Annotated in this window: 22 protein-coding genes and 1 tRNA gene; 13 read left to right on the top strand and 10 right to left on the bottom strand. The window is 33.9% G+C overall.

Annotated elements, in window-relative coordinates; translation table 11 throughout:
• Window positions 1-5: 5 nt before the first annotated feature.
• The 3 genes from A9D35_RS12325 to A9D35_RS12335 are packed head-to-tail and all read right to left on the bottom strand — an operon-like array spanning window position 6 to window position 3,135.
• Window positions 6-1,172 (bottom strand): efflux RND transporter periplasmic adaptor subunit, encoded by a 1,167-nt coding sequence (locus tag A9D35_RS12325; RefSeq protein ID WP_066223455.1) that lies wholly within the window; start codon window positions 1,170-1,172, stop codon window positions 6-8.
• Between the two features lie 14 nt (window positions 1,173-1,186).
• The gene (locus A9D35_RS12330) at window positions 1,187-2,527 is read right to left on the bottom strand and encodes a TolC family protein (RefSeq protein ID WP_066223458.1); all 1,341 of its coding nucleotides are present in this window, start codon (window positions 2,525-2,527) and stop codon (window positions 1,187-1,189) included.
• Window positions 2,527-3,135 carry a TetR/AcrR family transcriptional regulator gene (locus A9D35_RS12335; RefSeq protein ID WP_066223459.1) on the bottom strand — a complete coding sequence of 203 codons (609 nt, stop codon included), beginning with the start codon at window positions 3,133-3,135 and terminating at the stop codon, window positions 2,527-2,529. Before A9D35_RS12335 ends, A9D35_RS12330 begins: the two co-directional genes overlap by 1 nt.
• Window positions 3,136-3,263: 128 nt before the next feature.
• Between A9D35_RS12335 and A9D35_RS12340 the strand changes: the two genes are divergently transcribed.
• Window positions 3,264-4,238, top strand: a complete 975-nt coding sequence (locus A9D35_RS12340) for a polyprenyl synthetase family protein (protein ID WP_066223461.1) — start codon at window positions 3,264-3,266, stop codon at window positions 4,236-4,238.
• 14 nt (window positions 4,239-4,252) lie between these two features.
• Window positions 4,253-4,600 (top strand): hypothetical protein, encoded by a 348-nt coding sequence (locus A9D35_RS12345; protein ID WP_066223463.1) that lies wholly within the window; start codon window positions 4,253-4,255, stop codon window positions 4,598-4,600.
• Between the two features lie 243 nt (window positions 4,601-4,843).
• Here the strand turns inward: A9D35_RS12345 and A9D35_RS12350 are convergent, their stop codons facing one another.
• From A9D35_RS12350 to A9D35_RS12365, 4 genes are all read right to left on the bottom strand, one after another.
• Window positions 4,844-6,853: a TonB-copper family protein gene (locus tag A9D35_RS12350; protein WP_066223465.1), complete on the bottom strand. Its 2,010-nt coding sequence runs from the start codon at window positions 6,851-6,853 to the stop codon at window positions 4,844-4,846.
• Window positions 6,854-6,943: 90 nt separating this feature from the next.
• Entirely contained in the window at window positions 6,944-7,795 is an 852-nt protein-coding gene (locus A9D35_RS12355) for a hypothetical protein (protein ID WP_066223468.1), read from the bottom strand.
• A gap of 107 nt (window positions 7,796-7,902) precedes the next feature.
• Window positions 7,903-8,172, bottom strand: coding sequence for a hypothetical protein (locus A9D35_RS12360; RefSeq protein WP_141675532.1), 270 nt, complete (start codon window positions 8,170-8,172; stop codon window positions 7,903-7,905).
• A 222-nt stretch (window positions 8,173-8,394) separates the two neighbouring features.
• Window positions 8,395-8,793: an alpha-ketoglutarate decarboxylase gene (locus tag A9D35_RS12365; RefSeq protein ID WP_235817896.1), complete on the bottom strand. Its 399-nt coding sequence runs from the start codon at window positions 8,791-8,793 to the stop codon at window positions 8,395-8,397.
• A 246-nt stretch (window positions 8,794-9,039) separates the two neighbouring features.
• Between A9D35_RS12365 and A9D35_RS12370 the strand changes: the two genes are divergently transcribed.
• Both A9D35_RS12370 and odhB read left to right on the top strand, forming a co-directional pair.
• Window positions 9,040-11,799 carry a 2-oxoglutarate dehydrogenase E1 component gene (locus tag A9D35_RS12370; protein ID WP_066223472.1) on the top strand — a complete coding sequence of 920 codons (2,760 nt, stop codon included), beginning with the start codon at window positions 9,040-9,042 and terminating at the stop codon, window positions 11,797-11,799.
• 33 nt (window positions 11,800-11,832) lie between these two features.
• On the top strand, window positions 11,833-13,050 hold the full coding sequence (gene odhB, locus A9D35_RS12375) for a 2-oxoglutarate dehydrogenase complex dihydrolipoyllysine-residue succinyltransferase (RefSeq protein ID WP_066223474.1): 1,218 nt from the start codon (window positions 11,833-11,835) through the stop codon (window positions 13,048-13,050).
• A 615-nt stretch (window positions 13,051-13,665) separates the two neighbouring features.
• On the opposite strand, the gene A9D35_RS12380 is transcribed toward odhB, so the two are convergent.
• Both A9D35_RS12380 and A9D35_RS12385 read right to left on the bottom strand, forming a co-directional pair.
• The gene (locus A9D35_RS12380; RefSeq protein ID WP_066223476.1) at window positions 13,666-14,298 is read right to left on the bottom strand and encodes a response regulator transcription factor; all 633 of its coding nucleotides are present in this window, start codon (window positions 14,296-14,298) and stop codon (window positions 13,666-13,668) included.
• Between the two features lie 42 nt (window positions 14,299-14,340).
• Window positions 14,341-14,793, bottom strand: coding sequence for a retropepsin-like aspartic protease family protein (locus A9D35_RS12385; protein ID WP_066223478.1), 453 nt, complete (start codon window positions 14,791-14,793; stop codon window positions 14,341-14,343).
• Between the two features lie 52 nt (window positions 14,794-14,845).
• Between A9D35_RS12385 and A9D35_RS12390 the strand changes: the two genes are divergently transcribed.
• The 8 genes from A9D35_RS12390 to A9D35_RS12425 all read left to right on the top strand — a co-directional run bounded on the left by A9D35_RS12390 (window position 14,846) and on the right by A9D35_RS12425 (window position 20,068).
• The gene (locus tag A9D35_RS12390) at window positions 14,846-15,613 is read left to right on the top strand and encodes a TatD family hydrolase (protein WP_066223480.1); all 768 of its coding nucleotides are present in this window, start codon (window positions 14,846-14,848) and stop codon (window positions 15,611-15,613) included.
• A gap of 2 nt (window positions 15,614-15,615) precedes the next feature.
• A complete protein-coding gene (locus A9D35_RS12395; RefSeq protein ID WP_066223482.1) occupies window positions 15,616-16,647 on the top strand; it encodes an asparaginase in 1,032 nt (343 codons plus the stop codon).
• Window positions 16,648-16,720: 73 nt separating this feature from the next.
• Window positions 16,721-16,808 (top strand) — tRNA-Ser (locus A9D35_RS12400).
• Window positions 16,809-16,896: 88 nt separating this feature from the next.
• Window positions 16,897-17,667: a MotA/TolQ/ExbB proton channel family protein gene (locus A9D35_RS12405; protein ID WP_066223484.1), complete on the top strand. Its 771-nt coding sequence runs from the start codon at window positions 16,897-16,899 to the stop codon at window positions 17,665-17,667.
• Window positions 17,668-17,775: 108 nt separating this feature from the next.
• Window positions 17,776-18,099: a hypothetical protein gene (locus A9D35_RS12410; protein WP_235817897.1), complete on the top strand. Its 324-nt coding sequence runs from the start codon at window positions 17,776-17,778 to the stop codon at window positions 18,097-18,099.
• Window positions 18,100-18,105: 6 nt separating this feature from the next.
• Complete coding sequence (locus A9D35_RS12415) at window positions 18,106-18,744, top strand: ExbD/TolR family protein (RefSeq protein WP_066223488.1); 639 nt, start codon at window positions 18,106-18,108, stop codon at window positions 18,742-18,744.
• Window positions 18,745-18,758: 14 nt separating this feature from the next.
• Window positions 18,759-19,244 carry an ExbD/TolR family protein gene (locus tag A9D35_RS12420; protein WP_066223490.1) on the top strand — a complete coding sequence of 162 codons (486 nt, stop codon included), beginning with the start codon at window positions 18,759-18,761 and terminating at the stop codon, window positions 19,242-19,244.
• A 104-nt stretch (window positions 19,245-19,348) separates the two neighbouring features.
• Window positions 19,349-20,068, top strand: coding sequence for a porin family protein (locus A9D35_RS12425; protein WP_066223492.1), 720 nt, complete (start codon window positions 19,349-19,351; stop codon window positions 20,066-20,068).
• Here the strand turns inward: A9D35_RS12425 and A9D35_RS12430 are convergent.
• Complete coding sequence (locus A9D35_RS12430; protein ID WP_066223494.1) at window positions 20,063-20,659, bottom strand: hypothetical protein; 597 nt, start codon at window positions 20,657-20,659, stop codon at window positions 20,063-20,065. The genes A9D35_RS12425 and A9D35_RS12430 overlap by 6 nt on opposite strands.
• Window positions 20,660-21,020: 361 nt before the next feature.
• Here A9D35_RS12430 and A9D35_RS12435 point away from each other — a divergent pair, with 361 nt between their 5' ends.
• Window positions 21,021-24,047 (top strand): SusC/RagA family TonB-linked outer membrane protein, encoded by a 3,027-nt coding sequence (locus A9D35_RS12435; RefSeq protein WP_066223496.1) that lies wholly within the window; start codon window positions 21,021-21,023, stop codon window positions 24,045-24,047.
• The last annotated feature ends 17 nt before the right edge of the window (window positions 24,048-24,064 follow it).

Raw genomic sequence — 24,064 nt, forward strand, 5'->3', positions numbered from 1 at the left:
TGGTCTTAATAGGTTATTACTTTTACGGTTTGGCCGTCTCTTACACTACGAGCACCTTCTTTAATAATTTCGGCACCATCCTCTATTCCGTCTAATATTTCAATGATATCGCCTTGTGTTTTTCCTGTTTTAATTATAACACGTTTAGCGGTAGCCTCATTATCTTTATTTTTGTTTTCAATAACATAAATGTATTGCTCGCCGTTAGCATTTTCTGAAATAATACTTAACGGAATTAGCATAGCATTTTCGCTAGAATAATCGTTTATTTTAAGTTTAGCCGTTAAGTTTGGTTTAATGTTTTCTTCTTTATTAGGAACAGGAACTTCTACTTTAAACGTTCGGTTTGCTGGATTGATAAAGTTGCTAGCTTGGCGTACTTTAGTTTCTAAATTAGTGCCTAATACAGGGAATTCTACCAATACTTTTTTGTTTACTACAACATCTGTAATATAGTTTTCTGGAACTTCGGTTTCTATATACATGTTTTTAAGGTTTACAATACGCATAAGTTGCGATTGTCCTGGGCCAACAACACTTCCTTTTTCGGTAATAATATCGTCTATTACACCAGTAAAAGGCGCAGAAATATTAGTTTTTGCCAATTGAATTTTGGTTTGGTCTACCGCTTGTTGTTGTGCTTCGAAATTAGATTTTGCTTGTAAAAACTGAATTTCACTCCCGATTTTTTGATCCCATAAACGTTTTTGGCGTTCATAAGTTGTCTTAGCTAATGCCAATTGAATTTCCATTTGAGACACTTGCTGGCCCAAACCACCATCGTCTATTTTAGCTAAAATTTGGCCTTTAGTAACATGTTGCCCTTCTGTAACGTAAATTTCTTCTAAAACTCCAGAAGTTTCTGGGTAAATAACAATGTTTTCTTTGGTTTGTACGCTACCTTGTAACTCTAAATAATGAACAAACTGCTGTTCTTCTGCTGTTACGGTAGTAACAAGTGGAAGTTTTTTGTTATCGTCTAATTCGGCAATTCTTTCGTCTATTTCTTTTAATTGCTCGCTTATAGCAATGTTTTGAGTTTCAATTTCTACACGTTTAGCACGAATAGCTTCTAGATTGCCTTCTGCTAAAATTTGATCTAAAGATTGTTCTTTTCCTCCGCATGAAATTAAAAGAAAAGTAAAAGCGGCGATTGTGTATATATGTTTCATTAGTGTATGATTTATTAATTAATTGTACTTAAAATAGAATCTAGTTCTGCCTTTTTGTTGATGATGTCTAACATGGCTTTCAAATATTCCTGTTGCGCGGTATATAATTGAGTTTGTGCCTGACGTAGGTCGAAACTTGAAGCGATTCCTTCAAAAAATTTGGTTTCATTTTTACGTTCTATACGTTCGGCTAATTCTAAGTTTTCTTTTTTATTGGCGAAATCTTCAATAGCATATTGGTATTCGCTTTTTGCGGTTGCAATTTGAAATTTAAGGTTTTGCTCGGTATCTATTAAAATTTCGTTGGCTTTGTCTAAATCTATTCGGGCTTGTTGAGTTGCCGCCGAACGTCCTAAAGAGCTAAAAATTGGAATATTTAAACTTACTCCAAACAAAGAGGAACCGTACCATTTTTGATCGCTATTAAAAAATCCGAAGGTTTGGCCAAAGGCGCTATAGCCACCATTTATAAATGCGCTAAGCGTTGGCATACCTTTACTCATTGCTAGTTTTACCAGTAAATCTTTACTTTCTACGTCGTTTTCTGCAATAAGGTAGTCTATAGTTTGTTCTACATTTTCATCGGCAGTTAATGCTTCTAAAGAGGTATATTGCAGACTTAACATTTCTAAATCGTCGGTTAGAGTAATGTCTGTATTGTAATCTAGCCCTAAAGTAATGTTTAGCATTTTGTATGATAATACATTTAAACGGCTCACATTATTTAAATCGCTAATTAAGCTAGAAAGGGTAATTTTTATTTGTTCTACACTTTCTTCTTCTTCTAAACCATTTTCAAAAGTTTTCTGAATTTCATTTAAATTCGATTCTAAAATGGCTTTGTTACTCTTTAAAATCTTTAAACTTTCTTCAGATAGTAATACATTTCCATAGGCATTTATCACGGCTTTTCTTATTTCTAAATCGGTTTTTACTTTAGCATTTTCTGCTATTTCTAAATACACTTTAGCCGCTTGTAAACCCACTAAATAAGAGCCGTCAAATAATAACTGACTTAAGGTTGCTGTAGCTCCTATATTTTGTTTCGGACTAAATTCTACAGGAATAAATGTCCCTGCTTCCCCACCAACAATTTCGGCAGGAAGTAAAGATACTTGCTGCTTAATCCAGTTTTGATAGTCTACACCTGCATTTATTTGCGGTAAACCAATAGCTGTGGTTTCCCATTTCTTTTTCTCGGAAATTTCTATATCTCGAACTGCATTTTTTACAATTCTGTTATTTTGTAAAGCATAATCTATAGCTTCTTGTAAGCTAAAAGATACCGGGCCTTCTTGCGCAAAGACCGAGAAGCTTATACATAAACTAAATAATAGGATTAGTTTGTTTCTCATTAGTTATTTTTAATTGTTTTGTGATTCGTTTTTAAATATTCTAAACCTTTTTCTGAACAGATTCCCCTTAAATGATAGTCTAGAAAATTGTTTAATAAGTCTTGAGGAGTAAATAATTCTTGAGGAAAAAGTTCGTGATCCTTTATAGAGACCAAGAAATTAAAATACATTCTAGAGATGAAATCGATATTAACACTGCTACGGTACAATCCTGCTTTAATACCACGATCTAAATTTCCAGAAATACACTCTTTCATGACGTTGAATTGTTTCTGTTTTAAAACTGTAAATATTTTAGGATAATATTTTTTAAACTGATATTGAGCCGATGGCCTTTCATCATTAAGATGTGTTAGTATAAAATGTTTCATTTCAAAAATTTCATCAATCGGGTTAATGTCTTGTTTGAAAATGGAGTTTATCGATTTGTTAATACAGTTAAATTTAAATGAGGCCGTGGCTTCAACTAATTTTGTTTTTGTTTCGAAGTATTGGTAAATCGTTTTTTTAGATATTCCCAATTCACTGGCAATATCGTCCATAGTCACACTTTTAAAACCTAGATTGGTAAAAAGTTGTTCAGATTTCGCTATAATTTTATCTTTCATCTTGCGTAAATTCGGTGCAAATATACACTAGGAAACTTATAAAACAAAAAAAGTTTCCTGAGTTTTACGGTTTCTTAACATTTACAATCTGTTTATGGTAATTACGTTTATTCTACTATTTTTGCAAGATGCAAAACATACTATTCTACCAAGAGGCTTTTGTGTCTTACTTGAAGCAATTTAAAACCGATAAAGAACCCCAATCTTTATACGAACCTATTGACTATATCTTAAATTTAGGAGGTAAGCGTTTACGTCCGGTGTTAACCTTAATGGCGGCAGAGATTTTTAATACCGATTATAAAACGGCTTTAAACGCAGCACTGAGTATTGAGGTGTTTCATAATTTTTCGCTGATTCATGACGATATCATGGATGATGCGCCTTTGCGAAGAGGCCATGAAACAGTTCATGAAAAATGGGATGTAAATACGGGAATTTTATCTGGTGATGCTATGTTGATTATGGCATATCAGTTATTCGAAAATTACGAGCCAGAGATCTTTAGAGATTTAGCTAGGCTTTTTAGCAAAACAGCTTTAGAGGTGTGTGAAGGTCAGCAATACGATGTCGATTTTGAAAATAGAGACGACGTAACTATACCCGAATACTTAAAAATGATTGAGTATAAAACGGCAGTTTTAGTAGGTGCTGCTATGCAAATGGGGGCTATAGTGGCACGTGCCACTATAGAGGAGCAACAAGGGATTTATAATTTTGGTAGATATTTAGGAATTGCATTTCAGTTACAAGATGATTATTTAGATGCCTTTGGAGATCCAAAAACGTTTGGAAAACAGGTGGGAGGAGATATTATTGAAAATAAAAAAACCTTTTTATACCTAAAAACCTTAGAGTTTTCTGATAAAGGACAACAGCAGGAATTACAAGATTTGTTTAGTATCTCGCCAACCGAAAATGATGATAAAGTGCAGTCTGTAAAACAGTTGTTTTTAAGTAGTGGAGCTGCTGATGCGACTACAAAAGAAATTGAAAACTATACCAATAAGGCGTTTTCGGTGTTAGAAACTCTAGATATAAGTGAAGATAAAAAGAACTTACTTAAAACTTTTGGAGAGAATTTAATGACTAGAAAAGTATAATTCGTCTATAAATAATGGAGATAAAAACCATACAAGAGTTATTAAATACATCGTTGCAATACGAATTGTATGGAAATTTGGTATTTCAGCTTAATAAGGATTTTAGACTTGCAAATATCGATTTTGAAGTGGAGGCTTCTATTTTACCAGAAGATTTAAAACTCCAACTTCACGAAACGGTGTTTCGTTTAATTCAGGAAGCCTTTGCCGATTATTTGAATTTACTGTACATAATAGATGTGTCTGAAAAATCAATTAAACAATTAGATGGTAGCGATGCTTTAAAACTCTCTGAGCAAGTTGTTTTTTTAATTTTGAAACGCGAATGGCAGAAAGTGTGGTTTAAACATCAGTATAAATAGTTTCGGTGGTTGTTAGTAGATTAGATAATAATTAACAGTAAATGTTAGATCGCTCGAAATGCCCTTTCGACAAGAAGTGAATTTTATTAAAACGACGTTATTCTGAACGTGTTTCAAATCTCCATTAGTAAGACCCTGAAAGGAATTCAGGGTGACGATGAAGGGTAATTAAAGTATAACACCTATTCACTTCTTTAAATCACTACTTTTATCTTATTGCTACACTATTACATTAATCAATTTTTACCGAAATATATACGAAATGTTGGCATAAAAATTACGGCCTTGTCTTGGGATATTGTTCCAATCGGCATAAGTAGAGTAGTAGGCATCTAGTACATTTTCTACACCGTATTTTAAAATGAATGAATTCGATTTAAAATCTATTACATTCCCAAAATTCAAGTTCAGGATGGCGTAATCTGCAGTTTCGCTTTCACCAAAATAGCTGCTATATCTGCTTTGGTTTCCATTTCCATCAACTTGTACGGCAACATTAAATTTTTCGGTTTTGTAGTTGATTTCTCCTAGATATGAAAACGGTTTAATAAGTGGTAAGTTTTCGCCGGTATTACTACTTCCGTAATTATACCCAATACTTGCATTTATAGATAAGCGCTCGGTAAACCTATACGATGTATTTAAATACGTATCGAAAATCGTGGCATAATCTAAAGCTGTGTAAATGCGAACACCATCTGCCCCTATAGTCATGGGGCTTAAGTTTGGATCGGTTTCTCCTATAATGTAATCTAAAATATGAAAATAAGAAGCTTCAAGGCCGATAGTAAATTTAGTGAAGTTGAAATCTGCTTCAGCGTTTGCTTCAAGTGATTTTTCATTCTTCAGTAGAGGATTTCCAATATAATCGTAATTATCGAAACTATTAAAAAGGAAAAATCCATAACCCTCGCTAACCGAAGGAGCGCGTTCGCCATAACCTAGGCTAAAATTGTAAATCGCGTTTTGTTTTTTTAACTGATAGTTAGAAGTAATACTGGTTAAAAACCGTTGTTTACTATCATCTAAATCTGGATAAAAAATCTGTAAACTTTCTAATCCAACTTGGCTTGCAATATGGTTGTTTTGAAATCCGAATCTTATCGATGAGGTTAAACTTGAGTTTTCATTTATTTGCACATGATCTTTAGCAAAAATACCAGTATATAACGTGCGAACATCTGGCCAAGTGTACATAAACATATCTGCCTCGTTAGGATTGTTAGGGTACATGGTCATCTCGGCAAGCGATCTATTGTAATAGCCGTTTATATTTAAATTTAGGTGATGCTTATCGTTAAGCGTCGTTTTTGCTTTGGTATAAAAACCGTAGGTATCGCTCCAGCCAGGCATATCCATACGGATGGGAACATCGGGACGTTTGGAGTCGTCCATAACATGGGTAATTGTATTATAATATAATTTGGTTTCCCAGTGGTTAAAGGTTGCCTCAGAATTAGAATAAGTATGAGCAATAGAACCAATAGAAGCTTTAGCTAAAGACACATCCATTGGTAATGCAGGATATCCTACGTTGTTGGCTTGGTCGTAAATGAAATTTACATTAAGCGTATTGTTTTCATTTAGTTTATACCCGGTTTGTAGTGAAATATTATACTTCTCGAACTGAGAATACATAATTTCTGTATCATTCCCAGCCTTATAATTATCGGAATTCCTATAAATACCATCTACATTAATATAGAAGGAATTTGTAGAATAATTTAAATCTAAACCAGCTGCCTTGTAGTTTCCGTTGGTTTCGTAACCGATATCTGCACTGCCTTGTAGGCCTTTATTGTAGAATGTAGATTTAGATAATTGTAAATCGATACCCCCGCCTATACTATGCCCGTTTTCTGTACCTTCTTGTCCAGATTGAATACTAACTTGGTCTAGGTTCGATACGTCTACATACGACGTTATCGGGTCCATTTTATCTGTACATGCTCCAAAAATTTGCATCCCGTCTATGGTCAGGTTTAAACGCTCGCTAGTCATATTATTAAGGGTAGGTTCCCAAGCGTAGTTACCACGTTTTATCATGGTTGCTTTGTTAGATTTCTCTAAATAATCATCTATACTCGAAAGCGTTTTTTCTTGCCTGTAATTACTGAGTTTATATTGCCCAACGAGAATGACCTCTTTTAAAATAGTGGTGTCTTGTTGTACTTTAATATCGGTATGTTGTTCTTGCGCCAGACTATAGGTTGAAAAGATTAGCACACAAAAAAGCACGAGGGAGTTTTTCATTTTAAAATGAATTTAAAGTTGAAAAAGTTCTATACACCGCTTAAAGTTTATTGCGGTGTATAGAATGAAATTGTAAAAGCAGTGACTTGTTTAGAATTCTATTTCTAAGTTTAAGCTGCTTTCTTCGTGGTCATCGGTAATAGTTTCACCTTTTAAAAGGTTACCAAATGTGTCGTAAAGTTGTAAGTTTAATACCCAGTACCCACTCATAGTTAAATTAAGTTTTCCTTGATACATCATGTTGTCTGATGTATAGGTTAAATCTTCATTATTTGGCGAGCTATGATTTCCCATACTTGGCATACGCGGATCTAAAGTGATGGAGTAATCTTTGACAATAGGAAAACTCATCATACTTTCCATTTTGTATAAACCTAAATTTAGGTCGTTGCTACCAATAATAGGATCTTGAGGTGCAATGTAGGCAAGGATATACTTTGTTTCATCTGCACCTGTAAACGTAGTCACATTTTTTAATTCAGATTGAGTAACTGTGATAGGCGAAGACAAATTATATGAGATATCGTTAATCATAATGTCGAAATCTAGAGACCAACCAGAACCATCTTCAAAAGTCATCTGGTATATTACCATAGCATGCTTAAGGGTGTTGGTGTTTTCGGTGTTCTCGAAATTTGAATGCGGACAAGCATGTTCCATGGTTCCCATATCCATTTTTGGCATCCAAGAGGTAATGGTGTAATTTTCTATATACATATCGGTAGATTCGTCTTTAATTCTAACCGTTACATCATTATAGCCTGTTTCAAATTTTCCGGCGGCGTTGTAGAGTTCTAAGGTGTAACCATCGGTTTCAATATCTTGTATTTTTTTTAAATCGCCTATTTCATCAATGATATCAGAAGTGTTATCATCGTCAGAGCTACACGATGTCATAAATAAAGCAAATACGATTACAGGAAGTATAAATTTTAATTTCATTTTAGTGTTTTTTATGTGTTTTAATAGGGTACAACGAAGTATTCAGCACAAATCGTTGTGTGAGTTGAGGTTTCAATAGAGGGAATTGAAATAAATGCTATAAAAAATTAAATGAAATTGGGTGGAGGTGTATCGATATCTAAAACCAGACTCGAAACATTAAAGGTATACGTAATTATAATTTTTTTATTCTCTAGAGTTTGATTCCAAACGGGAGGAATGTGATTTATTGTAGGTAATTGGTAAATGTCTAAAGCTAATCGTTTTTCGGCCGAAATAGGGGTTTTAGTAGAGTCGTTTAATTCGTGTTTTCTTAACTCGTTTATTAAGTGACATTTACCATTACACCCTTGTTGATCGCTTTTTTGAACACACAAATTTTTAGCAATGTCGTCTTGGTTAACAATAAAGTTTGATATAATCAATAAATTTCCAACACTATGAGCGCTTAAAATAAGAGTCAGTGCAGAAGCTATGATGATATTAAAAAAAGTAGATTTCAGGGCGCAAAATTATACTTGCAAATATACTGTTTTTAATGATACAACGATCTAAAAAAGATAAATTTGTCCGATAATAATTATGCTACAGTTTCCTTTCTAAAAATAGACTCTAATAAAAGGCGCCCACGGCGATGCGTAAATACTTTTGTAGTCGTCGTAAAGCACATCGTAACGCACACCAACAGTAACGTTTTTTGTTTGAAATCCAATACCAAACAACAAGGCAGGTGCCCAATACTTTTCGTCTTGATATAATACGCGGTCGTTATCATAATTTCTGTTTACGTGCAATTGTTGGTATTCTCCAGAAATTTGTAGGTACGAAATAGGATTGTAAAGCGCGGTAAGTGTACCTCCTAAAATGGTAGAATGATAAAAATCTTTTTGCGAGTTATAGGTAAAATTTATACCTGCACCCAAAGCAAATTGTGGGTTAAATTGATACAGTGCAGTTGGTTCTAAAGTCCCGCTAAAGAATTCGTTACCAAAACTCAATCCGATACCACCTCCATATCTAACTTTTGAGAAAAATTTGAGTTTTGCGCAACAATTGTCTTAAAACACAATAAAAATAATAATATTAAGATTGTGTTATTGATAAAAATTCTGCTAGATTTTTTCATAGTTCGGAAAAATATTCTTTAAATAGAGCTTATAAATATAATAAAATCACAGCTAATTTTAGTAAAAGTTGTATTTTTGACAAAATTTAGTCTAAGCGAGAATGTCTCAAATAAAATAATGGATAAGTATTCCTTTTTAAACACAGCACACACAGCATATTTTGCTGAATTATACGATCAATATTTACAAAACCCTGATTCTGTTGAAGCTAGTTGGAGAGCCTTTTTTCAAGGCTACGATTTTGGTAGTGAAAACAGCGAGGTGGACGCAGAACAAATGGAAAATTTCTCCTGCGACCATGTCTCTGAAAATCTAACAAAAGAATTTCAAGTAGTTCAGCTTATCGACGGTTACCGTACCCGAGGGCATTTGTTTACAAAAACAAATCCTGTTCGCGATCGTAGAACCTACACACCAACATTAGCCATAGAAAATTTCGGATTATCTAAAAATGATTTAGATACCGTGTTTTCTGCCGGTGAAATTCTTGGTATTGGTTCCCAAACCTTAAGAGAAATTATTATTCACCTTGAAAAAATTTACTGTAGCTCTATTGGTATAGAGTATATGTATATTAGAAATCCGGAACGTAGAACCTGGATTCAAAACAAGTTGAATGATAATGATAATCAGCCTAACTTCGACATAGAGCATAAGAAATACATTCTTAAAAAGCTAAACGAAGCGGTTTCTTTTGAAAGCTTTTTACATACCAAATATGTAGGGCAAAAGCGTTTCTCTCTAGAAGGAGGGGAGTCTTTAATCCCTGCTCTTGATGCAATTATTGAAAAAGCTGCAGATTATGGTGTAAAAGAATTTGTAATGGGTATGGCTCACCGTGGTCGTTTAAGTACACTTACAAATATTTTCGGAAAATCTGCTAAAGATATCTTTAGTGAATTTGATGGAAAAGATTACGCAGAAGAAATCTTTGATGGTGATGTTAAATACCACTTAGGGTGGACGAGTAATCGTGAAACCGTTACAGGTAAAAAAATCAATCTAAATATTGCACCAAACCCTTCGCACCTAGAAACTGTTGGTGCGGTTGTAGAGGGTATTGTTCGTGCAAAGCAAGACGATAAGTATGCCGAAGATCCATCTCAAGTATTACCAATCGTAGTACACGGAGATGCTGCTATTGCAGGTCAAGGTTTGGTTTACGAAATTGTACAAATGGCACTTTTAGATGGTTATAAAACCAATGGAACCATACACATTGTAGTAAATAACCAAATTGGTTTTACAACAAACTATTTAGATGCGCGTTCAAGTACCTACTGTACAGACGTAGGTAAAGTAACTTTATCTCCGGTATTACACGTTAATGCAGACGATGTTGAAGCCGTAGTACATGCCGTACTTTTTGCATTAGATTTTAGAATGCAATTTCAACGTGATGTCTTTATCGATTTATTAGGATATAGAAAATACGGACATAACGAAGGTGATGAACCGCGTTTTACACAACCTAAATTATATAAGGCAATTGCAAAGCATAAAAATCCGAGAGATATTTATGCCGAAAAGCTTTTAAAAGAAGGTGTTATAGATAAGGATTACGTTTCTGAATTAGAAGCGGCATATAAAGCGACTTTAGAAGAAGAATTAGTTGATTCTAGAAAAGAAGAAAAGACCGTAATTACACCGTTCATGCAAGATGAATGGCAAGATTTTGTTCGTGTAACAGAACAAGATATGATGGAGCCTGTAGATACGACTTTTCCTAAGGAAAAATTAGCAGAAATTGCCGATGTTGTTTCGACGCTTCCAGCAGATAAAAAGTTTATTCGTAAAATTGAACGCCTAGTACAATCGAGAAAAACGATGTTCGACGAGAATAAGTTAGATTGGGCTATGGCCGAACATTTAGCATATGGAACCCTATTAGAAGAAGGATTCGATGTTAGAATGTCTGGACAAGATGTTGAGCGTGGTACCTTCTCTCACCGTCACGCTGTAATAAAGGTTGAAGATAGTGAAGAAGAAGTTGTATTATTAAACAACTTAAAAAATGCGCCAGGTAAATTCTTTATATTTAACTCACTATTATCAGAATACGGGGTTGTAGGTTTCGATTATGGTTATGCTATGGCAAGTCCTAAAACCTTAACCATTTGGGAAGCACAATTTGGAGATTTCAGTAACGGCGCTCAAATTATGTTAGACCAATATATTTCTGCAGCAGAAGATAAATGGAAACTTCAAAATGGTTTGGTAATGCTATTACCACACGGTTATGAAGGTCAGGGTGCAGAACACTCATCGGCACGTATGGAGCGTTATTTACAATTGTGTGCAAAAGATAATATGTTTGTAGCCGATTGTACAACACCTGCTAATATTTATCATTTGTTACGTAAGCAAATGAAATCTAACTTTAGAAAACCTTTAATTGTTTTTACACCGAAGAGTTTATTACGTCATCCAAAAGTTGTATCTACTGTAGACGAATTTGCGAACGGTAGCTTCCAAATGGTTATCGATGATGAAACAGCTCAGGTAGATAAAGTAAAATCTCTTGTTTTTGTAACGGGTAAATTCTATTACGATTTATTAGAAGAAAAAGAAGAACAAGGAAGAGACGATGTTGCTTTAGTAAGAATAGAACAATTATTCCCATTACCAGCAACAGCCATTAGAGATGCAATTGCAAAATATAGCAATGCCGAGGAAGTGGTTTGGGCCCAAGAAGAACCTAGAAACATGGGGGCTTATGCACATATGTTAATGCATTTAGATGAAGCAAAAACATTTAGATTTGCATCTAGACGTCCTTATGGAGCACCTGCAGCGGGTAGTTCAACACGATCTAAACGCCGCCATAAAGAAGTGATTGACTTCGTTTTTGATAAAACAAAAAACAACCAACGATAATTAATAAATAAGATTAAACTAAAATATTGAACGATGATTTTAGAAATGAAAGTACCTTCTCCGGGAGAGTCTATAACAGAAGTTGAAATAGCAACATGGTTAGTTCAAGATGGTGATTATGTAGAAAAAGATCAAGCCATTGCTGAAGTTGATAGTGATAAAGCAACATTAGAACTTCCTGCTGAAGAAAGCGGAATTATAACGCTTAAAGCAGAAGAAGGAGATGCTGTTGCCGTTGGTGAAGTTGTATGTTTAATAGATACAAGTGCAGCAAAACCTGAAGGTGATGCTCCAGCGAAAGAAGAGAAAAAAGAAGAAGCACCTGCTCCTAAAGCAGAAGCACCAAAAGCTGCTCCTGCACCAGAAAAAACATATGCATCTGGAACAGCAAGTCCTGCTGCTAAAAAGATTTTAGCAGAAAAAGGGATGGATGCTGCTAGTGTTGTAGGTACTGGTAAAGCAGGTCGTGTAACTAAAGAAGATGCTGTACAAGCTAAACCATCTATGGGTACGCCTACAGGTGGAAGCAGAGGAGAATCTCGCACTAAATTATCTATGTTACGTCGTAAAGTGGCAGAACGTTTGGTTACTGTGAAAAACGAAACAGCCATGCTTACTACGTTTAATGAAGTAGATATGTCTCCTATCTTTGCATTAAGAAACGAGTATAAAGATGCGTTTAAAGCGAAACATGGCGTTGGTCTTGGTTTTATGAGTTTCTTTACTTTGGCAGTAGTTAGAGCATTAGAGTTGTATCCAGCTGTAAATTCTATGATGGATGGTAAAGAAATGATTTCTTACGATTTCTGTGATATTAGTATTGCTGTATCTGGTCCGAAAGGATTAATGGTACCTGTAATTCGTAATGCAGAAAACTTAACGTTTAGAGGTGTTGAAGCCGAAGTTAAACGTTTAGCACTTCGCGCAAGAGATGGTCAAATCACTGTCGATGAAATGACAGGAGGGACCTTTACAATAACAAACGGAGGGGTATTTGGTAGTATGTTATCTACACCAATTATTAACCCACCACAAAGTGGTATTTTAGGAATGCACAATATAGTAGAACGTCCTGTAGCTGTAGACGGTCAGGTTGTAATTAGACCTATAATGTATGTTGCCTTATCTTACGATCATAGAATTATTGATGGTAAAGAAAGTGTTGGTTTCTTAGTGGCTGTAAAAGAAGCTTTAGAGAATCCTCAAGAATTTTTAATGAATAACGATGTTAAGAGAGCGCTAGAACTATAGTCTAATCTTAATATTAAATATAAAAAAAAGCAGAATCGTGAGATTCTGCTTTTTTTATGTCTTATCGTAAAAAATAAATAAAAAGGTTCAAGCCTATAACAGCTAAAGCTAAAAGGAATAGGCCTACAATAAGAAATTGGTTTTCTGAATTGGTAGAGTTTTCCATCATACTTGAATTGACAGTTTTTAGATTGAATAAAATCAAAAACTCTGCACTGTTACCATGCAGAGCTTTCTTTTTAATAATTCTCCCTAAGAACTAATTAATAGCATTGTAAAGATAAAGGATTGGTTTGATGTATGAAATACGTATATATGTGTATTTTTTTCGAGTAAGGTTCTAAAAAACAAAACTCTACACCAGTTACGATGTAGAGTTCCTTAAATAATTCTCCCTAAGAACTAATTAATAGCATTGTAAAGGTAAAGGATTGATTTGTAGTATGAAATACGTATATATGTGTATTTTTTCTGAGAAGGTTTCTTAAAAAACAAAAACCCTACACCGGTTAAGATGTAGGATTTTCTGAATAATTCTCCCTAAGAACTAATTAATAGCATTGTAAAGGTATAAGATTAATATATAGTATGAAATACGTGGATATACGTATTTTTTTAAAAGATTTCCTTGTTTTCAACAGCCCACATGTATAGGGCATTGTGTTTCCCGTGAAGTTTTAGTTTGGTAACAATGTTGCTTCGGTGTTTTTCTACGGTTCTTGGTGATATTCCAATTTCTTCAGCAATTTCGTTGCTGGTTAAATTACTAGCAATAAACTTAAGAATTTTTATTTCAGTTTTTGTAAGCTTATTTAAGGCTATTAAATCGGAATGTTTATATGTTTTTTCAAGGCTAGGAATAAGATCTCTGCTAAAATAAGGGGTGTTGTTTTTAACACATTCAATACAGTTTTCTAACTCTTCGACAGCAAATTCTTTTAATATATAGCCATAAACGTTTAATTCTTTTGCTTTTAGGTAAATATCTTCACGCTTTTCAAAAGTAAATAATATGATTTTCGTAGGAATTTCATTGATTTTACAATCGGCAGCAATTTCTAAACCCGTTTTGTATGGCATTCTTATGTCTAAAATTGCTATTTGGGGTTCTAATTTTATAATTAGGTTATAGGCTGCTCTCCCGTCTGTAGCTGTATCTAAAACTTCGTATCCCGCAGAAGTTAGGAAATTAGTCATGCCTTTTAGCATTAAAGGATGATCGTCTGCTAATACGATTGAAGTTTTCATTGAGGGAGTTGCTTATTAATTTGACTTTTAAAGATAAGAAACTTATTTAATAATCAGTCTTTTAAGGTATAGATATTTCCGGTCGTAATCAATAATTCCTTTTCCTTTTTTCAAAATATCGGCACCAATAATACCATCTACAGGAGTGGAATTATGATTAACCAAAGCGGTATTTACATGGGTCATATTAAACAAAATTAAAGCAACCTTGTCTTTTTTCCACTTTCCAATTTTTATATTATTTTTTTTAGACAGTTGGGTAGTCATATTAATAGCACCGGCTCCAGCGGCTTTTATTTCAGAATCTTTTACCTTTAAATTAAAGTTTTCTATAGCATCAAAATCGACGCAAGAACTAGAAGCGCCCGTGTCTAATATAAAAACACCTTTTTTACCATTTATACTCGCCTTAATTTCAAAGTGATTGGTTTTAGTAAGTTTCAATTTTATTTTAACGTAATCTCTGTTTAATAGAAATTCTTGAAGTGAAGTCATCTTAAAAATAATTTACACAAAGATAGTAATGTAAAACTATTAATTTTGCAAAATGATAATTACAGATACACACACACATTTATATAGTGAAGCTTTTGAAGCTGATAGGGATGAAATGATTCAACGTGCAATTGATGCTGGTATTTCGCGATTTTTTATTCCTGCTATCGACTCTACTTATTCGGAACGTATGTTGCAGTTAAAACGTGATTTTCCAGAACATATGTTTTTAATGACAGGTTTGCATCCCACACATGTTAAAGACGATTTTAAAGACGAGCTACTTCATGTGCAAACACTATTAAAGGAGCACAAATATTATGCAATTGGCGAAATAGGTATTGATTTGTATTGGGATCAATCAACTTTAGCCATTCAGCAAGAGGCTTTCAGGCAGCAAATTCAGTTAGCAAAACAATGCAATTTACCTATTGTAATTCACTGTAGAGATGCTTTCGATGAGGTTTTTGAAATTTTAGAAGAAGAAAAGGGAGATGATTTATTCGGAATTTTTCACTGTTTCACTGGGGATTTCGAACAGGCACAACAAGCCATTTCTTATAATATGAAATTAGGTATTGGTGGCGTTGTAACCTTTAAGAATGGTAAAATAGATCAATTTTTAAATAAAATCGATTTAAAACATATTGTTTTAGAAACCGATTCGCCGTATTTGGCCCCTGTTCCGTATCGCGGGAAACGCAATGAAAGTTTTTATATTATGGAGGTTTTAGAAAAGCTTTCTGGATTATATCAGCTTTCAGAAAAGGAGATTGCTAAAATAACTACAGAAAATTCAAAAGCCATTTTTGGTATCTAATTATGACAAAAACAAGACCAAATATTTTACTTATATATACAGGTGGTACTATAGGTATGGTAAAGGATTTTGAAACAGGAGCTTTAAAAGCCTTCGATTTTGAGAATTTATTAGTCCGTATTCCAGAAATAAAACAATTAGATTGTAATATTGAAACATTTTCGTTTGCCGAACCTATAGATTCTAGCAATATGAATCCGGTATACTGGGTGGAGATTGCTGAAATTATAGAACGCAATTACGATACTTTTGATGGATTTGTAGTGTTGCATGGTAGCGATACGATGAGTTATACTGCTTCTGCCTTAAGTTTTATGCTAGAACATTTGGCAAAGCCTGTAGTGTTTACCGGTTCGCAATTGCCTATTGGAGATTTACGTACCGATGCCAAGGAAAATTTAATTACCTCGATACATGTGGCATCACTCCAGCGTTATAATAAGCCCGTAATAAAGGAGGTGACCTTGTATTTCGAGTATAAATTATATCGTGCAAATAGAACTACAAAAATAAACGCCGAACATTTTGAAGCTTTTGCATCACTTAATTATCCAGAATTGGTAACCTCTGGGGTGCATTTAAAGGTAAATCATGATTATTTATTTAAACCAAATACCAAAAAACGACTTAAAGTACATAAGAATTTAGACGAAAATATAGCCCTTGTAAAATTGTTTCCAGGCATATCTTCGCCTTTGCTTTGTAGTATTTTTAATACACCTGGATTAAAAGGTGTAATTTTAGAAACTTATGGAGCTGGAAATTGTACAACAGAAAATTGGTTTTTAAATATTTTAAAAGAAGCGATTTCTAATGGAATACATGTGGTAAATATTACACAATGTTCGGGAGGAAGTGTGCTTATGGGCCAATATCAAAGCAGTGAAAAGTTGAAAAAAATAGGTGTTATTTCTGGAAAAGACATCACAACAGAGGCGGCTATTTGTAAAATGATGTATTTGTTAGGCCAAAATGTTTCGTCTAAGGTCTTCAAAACCATATATGAAACTTCTTTAAGAGGAGAATTGACTTAAAATTAACTGATAAAATTTTCAGGTCTAGCAGATTTTTTGTTATTTGCCGTACTGTAACTAAAAAGTTAGAAACAGAGAGGTGGCCGAGCGGTCGAAGGCGCACGCCTGGAAAGCGTGTATACGCCAAAAGCGTATCGAGGGTTCGAATCCCTTCCTCTCTGCAGAAAATTCTGAAGACGTTTTTTATTTTTTAATTACAAAATTTTTATATCTTTAACACTTTAACTAATAAAATTAAGATCAAGAACAATGAAAAGATTATTTTCTATCCTAGTCATTACACTAATGATGGCATTCGGAACTGTTAATGCAACTACAAATGCAGCTACTGTAGCTACAACCGTGGTTTCTTCAATTCAAGACGATGCAGCAGCGACTGCAACTGAAGATTTAGGTTTTCATCAAGAATTAAAAAAGCGATTCATAGAAGGAGGAGCTGGATTCATGGGAATCGTATTATTATGTTTAATTCTTGGACTAGCAATTGCTATTGAGAGAATTATCTTTTTAAATCTTTCGTCTACAAACACAAAAAAATTAACTCAACGCGTAGAAGATGCATTACAATCAGGTGGTGTTGAAGCTGCTAAGGAAGTTTGTAGAAATACAAAAGGACCTGTTGCTTCTATTTTCTATCAAGGGCTAGACAGAACCGATGAAGGTTTAGAAGCTGCTGAAAAAGCTGTAGTAGCTTACGGTGGTGTTCAAATGGGGCAATTAGAGAAAAACGTGTCTTGGATTTCATTATTTATCGCTTTGGCTCCGATGTTAGGATTCATGGGTACGGTAATTGGTATGATTCAAGCCTTCGATAAAATTGAGGCAGCTGGAGATATGCAACCATCACTTGTTGCAGGGGGTATTAAAGTAGCCTTATTAACAACTGTATTCGGTTTAATTGTTGCAATTATTCTTCAAATTTTTTATAATTACATTATTGCTAAGATTGATAGTATCGTAAACGATATGGAAGATGCTTCAATTACATTAATGGACTTGTTAATCAGATACAAGAAGTAATAATTTAAAACATTTTATAAGATGCACAAAATATTAACAATTATTGTTGGAATACTTTCAGTAATAGGTATCATCTTCGCTTTGATGATCATGTCTGGAAATGAAAGTATGATTGACAATATGCTATATGTTACTTATGTGGTTCTTGCTATTATACTTACACTAGTTATTCTGTTTGTATTAAAAGGATTATTTGAAGGTGACATTAAAAAGACTTTATTATCTGTAGGAGCATTCTTAGCTATATTATTTATCGCTTACGCAATGTCTTCTGGAACAGATTTAGATTTAACACCATTTAGAGATAAAGGAATGGACGTAACAGAAGCAACATCTAAGTATGTTGGGGCTGGTTTATATGCCTTCTACGCATTAGCTATTATTGCAGTAGCATCTATGGTGTATGCAAATATTAAAAAATTAATAAACTAAGTAATTATGGCAAAAAGATCAGCACCAGAAGTTAATGCAGGCTCTATGGCTGACATCGCTTTCTTACTTTTAATATTTTTCTTAGTAACAACAACTATTGAAACCGATTCTGGATTAAGCAGAAAACTGCCTCCAATTGAAGACAATCGTGATGACAATGTAATTATCAAAGAGAAGAATATTTTTCAATTAACCGTTAATAAAAATAACGACTTGTTATTGAAAACTGGAGGAGAAGAGAAAGTTGTTGAAATCAAAGATTTGCGTAAAGCTGCGGTTGCTTTCTTAGATAATGGTGGAGGTACTGGCCCGGATGCATGTAAAAATTGCCAAGGTGCTAGAAACCCAAAGTCATCTGATAATTTTGATAAAGCGATTATATCATTACAAAACGATAGAGCAACTAAATACGATGTGTACATTGCTGTACAAAACGAAATTTTAGCAGCCTACAATCAAATTAGAGATAGAGAATTTAAAAAAGCTTATCCTAATCTTGATATGAGTTTTGTAGAAGCCGATAGAAAGTATTCAGATCCTAGAACATCAGCTTCTGAGAAAGAAAGTTTAAAAGAGAAAATTGAGAATATCAAAATTATGGTGCCTCAAAAATTCTCTGAAGCAGAGCCTAAAAAGTCTAATTAGATAAACAAAATATTATGTCTAAATTTAAAAAGAAAAAAGGAGGGGAATTACCTGCAATATCTACCGCATCATTACCAGATATTGTATTTATGTTATTATTCTTCTTTATGGTGGCTACTGTAATGAGACAAAATACCTTAATGATTGAAAATAAATTACCTGCTGCAGATCAAGTTGAAAAACTAGATAAAAAGGATTTGGTAATGTATATCTACGCTGGGAAACCAAGCCAGAGATACGAAAGTCAATATGGTACAGAGTCTAGAATTCAGTTGAATGATAAATTTGCAGATGTATCAGACATTGCAGCTTTTATTTCATCTGAAAGAGCTTCTAAACGAGAAGAATTAGTTCCTTTTTTAACAACAGCATTGAAAGTTGATAGTGATGCTAACATGGGTTTAGTGTCAGATATTAAACAAGAATTACGTAAAGTAAATGCGTTAAAAATTAATTACACAACTAGAAAGGGTGATGCACTTGCTGGTTTAAAAAAATAAGTTTACTCTTAATTTTATATTTAAAAGGTGTTTTGATATTTCAAAGCACCTTTTTTTGATTAATACAATATCCTATTACTATTTGACTCTTTTTTAATTCATTAATGAAAAACTATTGTATTCTTATTCCGCTTTTCTTTTTTGGTTTTATACCATTGGGTTTAGCTCAAACTCTCGATTTACCATCTACAAAGGTTATAGATTCCTTATACAAAGAAGATCAGTTTTACTTTGCCCTTACCTATAATATCTTGGCCAAAATGCCTACTGGTGTAAGACAAACCGGTTTTTCTGTAGGTTTGCATGGTGGATTTCTTAAAGATATGCCTTTAAACAAACAACGTAATATTGCTATCGCTGCTGGTTTAGGATATTCGTATAATTCATTTAATCAAAATTTAGGTATTATTAAGGACGAATTTGGGGATACCAATTATATTGTTTTAAATGAAAACTACGAATTAAACTATAGTAGAAATAATTTTTATCAACATGTTATAGAATTGCCTATAGAATTTAGATGGCGAACTTCTACTGTTACAGACTACCGATTTTGGCGTATTTATGCCGGGTTTAAGGTAGGTTATGTGTTTTCTAGTATCACAAATTTTAAAGGGGAACTAGGTAAGGTAAGATACACCGATGTGAAGGGTTTCAATGATTTTCAATACGGTTTAACATTGAGCGCAGGTTACAATACATGGAATTTTTACGTTTATTATGCTTTAAATCCTATGTTTAAAGACGATATAAAAACTGTACTTACTCAAGAAAGTATAGATATGTATGCCATTAAATTGGGTTTAATTTTCTACATATTATAACCAATGTGGTATTAAAATCAGCTGCGGAATAATGCCCACGGCACAACCTATTATAAGTTCGGCAGTACTATGAGCTTTTAAACTTAATCGCGAAGTAGCTATTAGTCCCATTAAAAATATTACGAGTGCTATACTGCCTAAAATATTTATACTAAAATGTATACTTAGGCCTATAAAAAACATAAATACTCCCGATATCGCGATCATATGTATACTTGCCTTATATTTTAATAAGACTAGCATTAAACAGCTTAAAGTAGACGCTAACATACCTACAAAAAAGTAATATAATTCTATAAATTCATAAGCGGTTAAAACACGTTTTAATACTATTAGTATGATACCGCAATAAATAAATAAGGGTAACACCCTGTCTTTCGTCTGTTTTAACTCAATCGAAGAGATTCTTCCTAAAGTTTTTAATAGTAAAATACCCAAAATGGGTAACAGTATAGTAAGGATACTTATAGCTATAAGTTTATCTTTTATTATAGGTAAAGGTATATACCTTGGTGACTTCGAAAAATAAAAAAGTACGCCTACCAAAGGCATCAAAACGGGATGAAAAATGTAAGAGATACTTTTTTGCATAGTCTGTAATATTGGTCTTATTTTACTCGAATATTAACGAATACCTAAACGAAATGATGATAAATATGTTAAATTATTAGTTTTAATTAAAATTTAACTTTTCATTAACAAACTCGTATTGATATTATTTTGTCAAATGTTTTTTCATAGCTGTTAAGTATCAACAATCTATTTGTACTAGCTGTCTAGGGTTTTACCAAATTTTGGCTTAAACAAAGGATAAATAGTACTGATATTATTTTACGCAAACGTTTTCGTAGAATGTAGTTTATTGTTAATATATTTATGAAAGCTAGTTGGTAATTACCTAACCATGTTTCAATTAGCGGCTATTTCAAACTAACTTAAAACAAACAAAAGTATGAAAAAACAACTATTTCAAAGTGTATATCTGTGGGTATTTTTACTGATGGGTTCCACTATTTTTGCTCAATCAATTTCCGGTACGGTATCAGATACGAACGGCCCTCTCGCAGGAGCAAGTGTTATAATTAAAGGTACCGATGATGGAACAGTTACCGATTTCGATGGAAATTTTAGTTTAGACGATGTTCCCAGTAATGCGATTTTGGTTGTGAGTTATGTGGGGTATTCAGCACAAGAATTAAGTGTACAAGGTAAATCTACTATTAATGTTATTTTATTAGAAGATATATCTGGCTTAGAGGAGGTTGTTGTTATTGGTTATGGTGCCAAAGAAAAGAGCTTGGTTACTGGAGCAATTTCAACAATAGATTCCGATCAAATTCAAAGCTCTTCAAATCAACGTGTTGAACAAGTCTTACAAGGACGAACTTCAGGTGTATCTGTGGTGTCTTCTTCAGGTTCTCCAGGAGCAGCAGCTAAAGTTCGAATTAGAGGGACCGGTTCTAACGGTAATTCAGATCCTCTTTATATTGTAGACGGGATGAAAGTTTCGGCTATCGATAATATCGCTCCTAACGATATAGAGAGTATAGAAGTTTTAAAAGATGCGGCATCTTCTGCAATTTACGGTACTCAAGGGGCTAATGGTGTTATAATTATTAGTACGAAACGTGGAAAAGAAGGTCATTCTATTATTAGTTATAATACGCAATTGGCCTCGCAGATGGTTAGAAGTAAAATGAAATTAATGGATGCCTCTCAATTTGTTAATTATATGCAAGAAGCAGGGCAAACAGGAGTTGTAGATAATGGTATAAATACAAATTGGATAGATGAAACGTTTAACGATGCTTTTATGCAACGTCATGACTTGAGTTTTTCTGGAGGTTCAGAAAACATATCGTATTACTTATCGGGATCATTTTTAGACCAGAATGGTATTGTAGGTAAAGATAACTCTGCATATTCTAGAGCCACTTTAAGAGCTAATATTGTAAGCGATGTAGCTGAGTGGTTAGAGGTAGGTGTAAACATTAGTTATACCAATACCCAACAATCTACGATTACAGAAGATGATTCTTATAGAGGTGTAATTAATAACATGCTTTTAATAGATCCGTTAACACCAGTTATTTATACTGGCGAATTACCTGAGAAAGCCCAAAACGGCGTTAATAATGGTACGGCCATGTACGATAGTAAAGGAAACGTTTATGGGTACCCAGCTTACTCTACCGGAGAAGTTATTAACCCAGTAGCGTATGCCAATTATATTTTTAATGGTGATATAGATACCGACAGGATGTTATCTACGGTTTATGGAAAATTTAAATTGCTAGAGAATTTATCATTTACAACAAGATTCGGATATGAAAGATCTAATGAAATAGATTCGCAATGGACGCCAATTTACGAGGTATCTTCAGAAGCTAGTAATCCAACGGCTACCCTAAGTGACAATATTAGACGAAACTCAAGATGGTTATGGGAAAATTTTGCGATATACGACCAATCTTTTGGCGACCATAATTTTACTGCATTATTAGGATATTCTGCCGAGCATATAAATAATCCGTACTACAGTTTAAACGGTGCAAATATTAGTTACGAATCTGATAATTTCGCTTATTACGATTTTTCAAACCGTGATAATGACAGAATAGGAGGAAGTGTTTACGAAAAAGCAATGACTTCTATCTTTGGAAGATTATCTTACGATTACGCAGGGAAATATTTAATTGAAGCTTCTTTAAGAAGCGATACATCGAGTTTATTTCCGGTAGATAATAGAACAGCCGTTTTTCCAGCAATATCTGCAGGTTGGGTGATTTCTAAAGAAGGCTTTTGGGGAGAAGATGCAATCATTAATTATTTTAAAATAAGAGGAAGTTGGGGTCAAAATGGTAGCGATTATAATCTAGATCCAAGAAGTCCGTTACAAACATTTACCGTTTCTGCCTCAGATGGCGGTCAGGTAACATCTGTAGTCTACGAAGGCCAAACAGGGGTTACTCCAGGCGATTTACCTAACGAAAATTTATCTTGGGAGGTATCAACGCAATTAGACCTTGGATTCGATCTTAGAGCGTTTGATAATCGGTTTAATTTCGCTTTCGATTATTACGATAAAACTACCGAAGATTTATTAATTCCTGCAAGCCAGTCCGATGTTTTTGCTACACCATCTTTAGGGTTAACCTTACCAGGAATTAACGGAGGAACCGTTAATAACAGAGGTTTAGAATTTGAAGTCGGCTATAACACGACAACTAAAGGAGGATTTTCTTATGGTATTAATTTAAACCTTTCTACCCTTAAAAATGAAGTTACCGAAGTTTTAGGAAACGCAGCAATAAATGGGGCGACCATTCCTGGAGGACCAACCGTAACACGTTTTGAAGAGGGTTATCCGCTGTGGTATTTCTATGGGTATAAAACTTCCGGTATCGATCCGCAAACGGGAGAGCCAATCATTGTAGATACAGACGGTGTAGACGGCATAAGTGCTACCGATAAAACGATGATAGGATCTCCGCATCCCGATGTGCTTTATGGAGGTAATTTTAGTATGGGATATTTAGGCTTCGATTTTAATTTAATGCTACAAGGTGTCTCTGGAAACGAAATATTTTCTGCATACCACCAACCTTCCCGACCTATTACTAATAAACCCGTAGAGTATTATAACGGCCGTTGGACCGGACCTGGAGATGCAAATGCAACATACCCGGGAGCGTCTTCAATTAATCAAGCTTACGACACCGATTTAATGATTCAAGATGGTTCTTACATGAGGATAAAGCAAATTCAATTGGGGTATACTTTGCCGCTTAATGTTGTCGAGAAAATTAAACTAAAACGTATCCGTGCTTATATTTCCTTAGACGATTTCTTTACTATTACAGATTATGAAGGCTTAGATCCAGAATCTGGAAGTTTTACAGATAATAGTCAAGGTGTAGATCGTGGATTTTATCCTGTAGCAGCAAAAGTAATTTTTGGTTTATCGGTTGATTTATAGAATATAAAAGAAGAATT

Origin of the sequence: Formosa haliotis (assembly GCF_001685485.1) — a bacterium.
In the GTDB taxonomy this organism is placed as follows: domain Bacteria; phylum Bacteroidota; class Bacteroidia; order Flavobacteriales; family Flavobacteriaceae; genus Formosa; species Formosa haliotis.

Bases quoted from the DNA above. Each gene is read 5' to 3' on its own strand.
- A9D35_RS12325 (WP_066223455.1), bottom strand. From the start codon at position 1,172: ATGAAACATATATACACAATCGCCGCTTTTACTTTTCTTTTAATTTCA.
- A9D35_RS12330 (WP_066223458.1), bottom strand. From the start codon at position 2,527: ATGAGAAACAAACTAATCCTATTATTTAGTTTATGTATAAGCTTCTCG.
- A9D35_RS12335 (WP_066223459.1), bottom strand. From the start codon at position 3,135: ATGAAAGATAAAATTATAGCGAAATCTGAACAACTTTTTACCAATCTA.
- A9D35_RS12340 (WP_066223461.1), top strand. From the start codon at position 3,264: ATGCAAAACATACTATTCTACCAAGAGGCTTTTGTGTCTTACTTGAAG.
- A9D35_RS12345 (WP_066223463.1), top strand. From the start codon at position 4,253: ATGGAGATAAAAACCATACAAGAGTTATTAAATACATCGTTGCAATAC.
- A9D35_RS12350 (WP_066223465.1), bottom strand. From the start codon at position 6,853: ATGAAAAACTCCCTCGTGCTTTTTTGTGTGCTAATCTTTTCAACCTAT.
- A9D35_RS12355 (WP_066223468.1), bottom strand. From the start codon at position 7,795: ATGAAATTAAAATTTATACTTCCTGTAATCGTATTTGCTTTATTTATG.
- A9D35_RS12370 (WP_066223472.1), top strand. From the start codon at position 9,040: ATGGATAAGTATTCCTTTTTAAACACAGCACACACAGCATATTTTGCT.
- odhB (WP_066223474.1), top strand. From the start codon at position 11,833: ATGATTTTAGAAATGAAAGTACCTTCTCCGGGAGAGTCTATAACAGAA.
- A9D35_RS12380 (WP_066223476.1), bottom strand. From the start codon at position 14,298: ATGAAAACTTCAATCGTATTAGCAGACGATCATCCTTTAATGCTAAAA.
- A9D35_RS12385 (WP_066223478.1), bottom strand. From the start codon at position 14,793: ATGACTTCACTTCAAGAATTTCTATTAAACAGAGATTACGTTAAAATA.
- A9D35_RS12390 (WP_066223480.1), top strand. From the start codon at position 14,846: ATGATAATTACAGATACACACACACATTTATATAGTGAAGCTTTTGAA.
- A9D35_RS12395 (WP_066223482.1), top strand. From the start codon at position 15,616: ATGACAAAAACAAGACCAAATATTTTACTTATATATACAGGTGGTACT.
- A9D35_RS12405 (WP_066223484.1), top strand. From the start codon at position 16,897: ATGAAAAGATTATTTTCTATCCTAGTCATTACACTAATGATGGCATTC.
- A9D35_RS12410 (WP_235817897.1), top strand. From the start codon at position 17,776: ATGATTGACAATATGCTATATGTTACTTATGTGGTTCTTGCTATTATA.
- A9D35_RS12415 (WP_066223488.1), top strand. From the start codon at position 18,106: ATGGCAAAAAGATCAGCACCAGAAGTTAATGCAGGCTCTATGGCTGAC.
- A9D35_RS12420 (WP_066223490.1), top strand. From the start codon at position 18,759: ATGTCTAAATTTAAAAAGAAAAAAGGAGGGGAATTACCTGCAATATCT.
- A9D35_RS12425 (WP_066223492.1), top strand. From the start codon at position 19,349: ATGAAAAACTATTGTATTCTTATTCCGCTTTTCTTTTTTGGTTTTATA.
- A9D35_RS12430 (WP_066223494.1), bottom strand. From the start codon at position 20,659: ATGCAAAAAAGTATCTCTTACATTTTTCATCCCGTTTTGATGCCTTTG.
- A9D35_RS12435 (WP_066223496.1), top strand. From the start codon at position 21,021: ATGAAAAAACAACTATTTCAAAGTGTATATCTGTGGGTATTTTTACTG.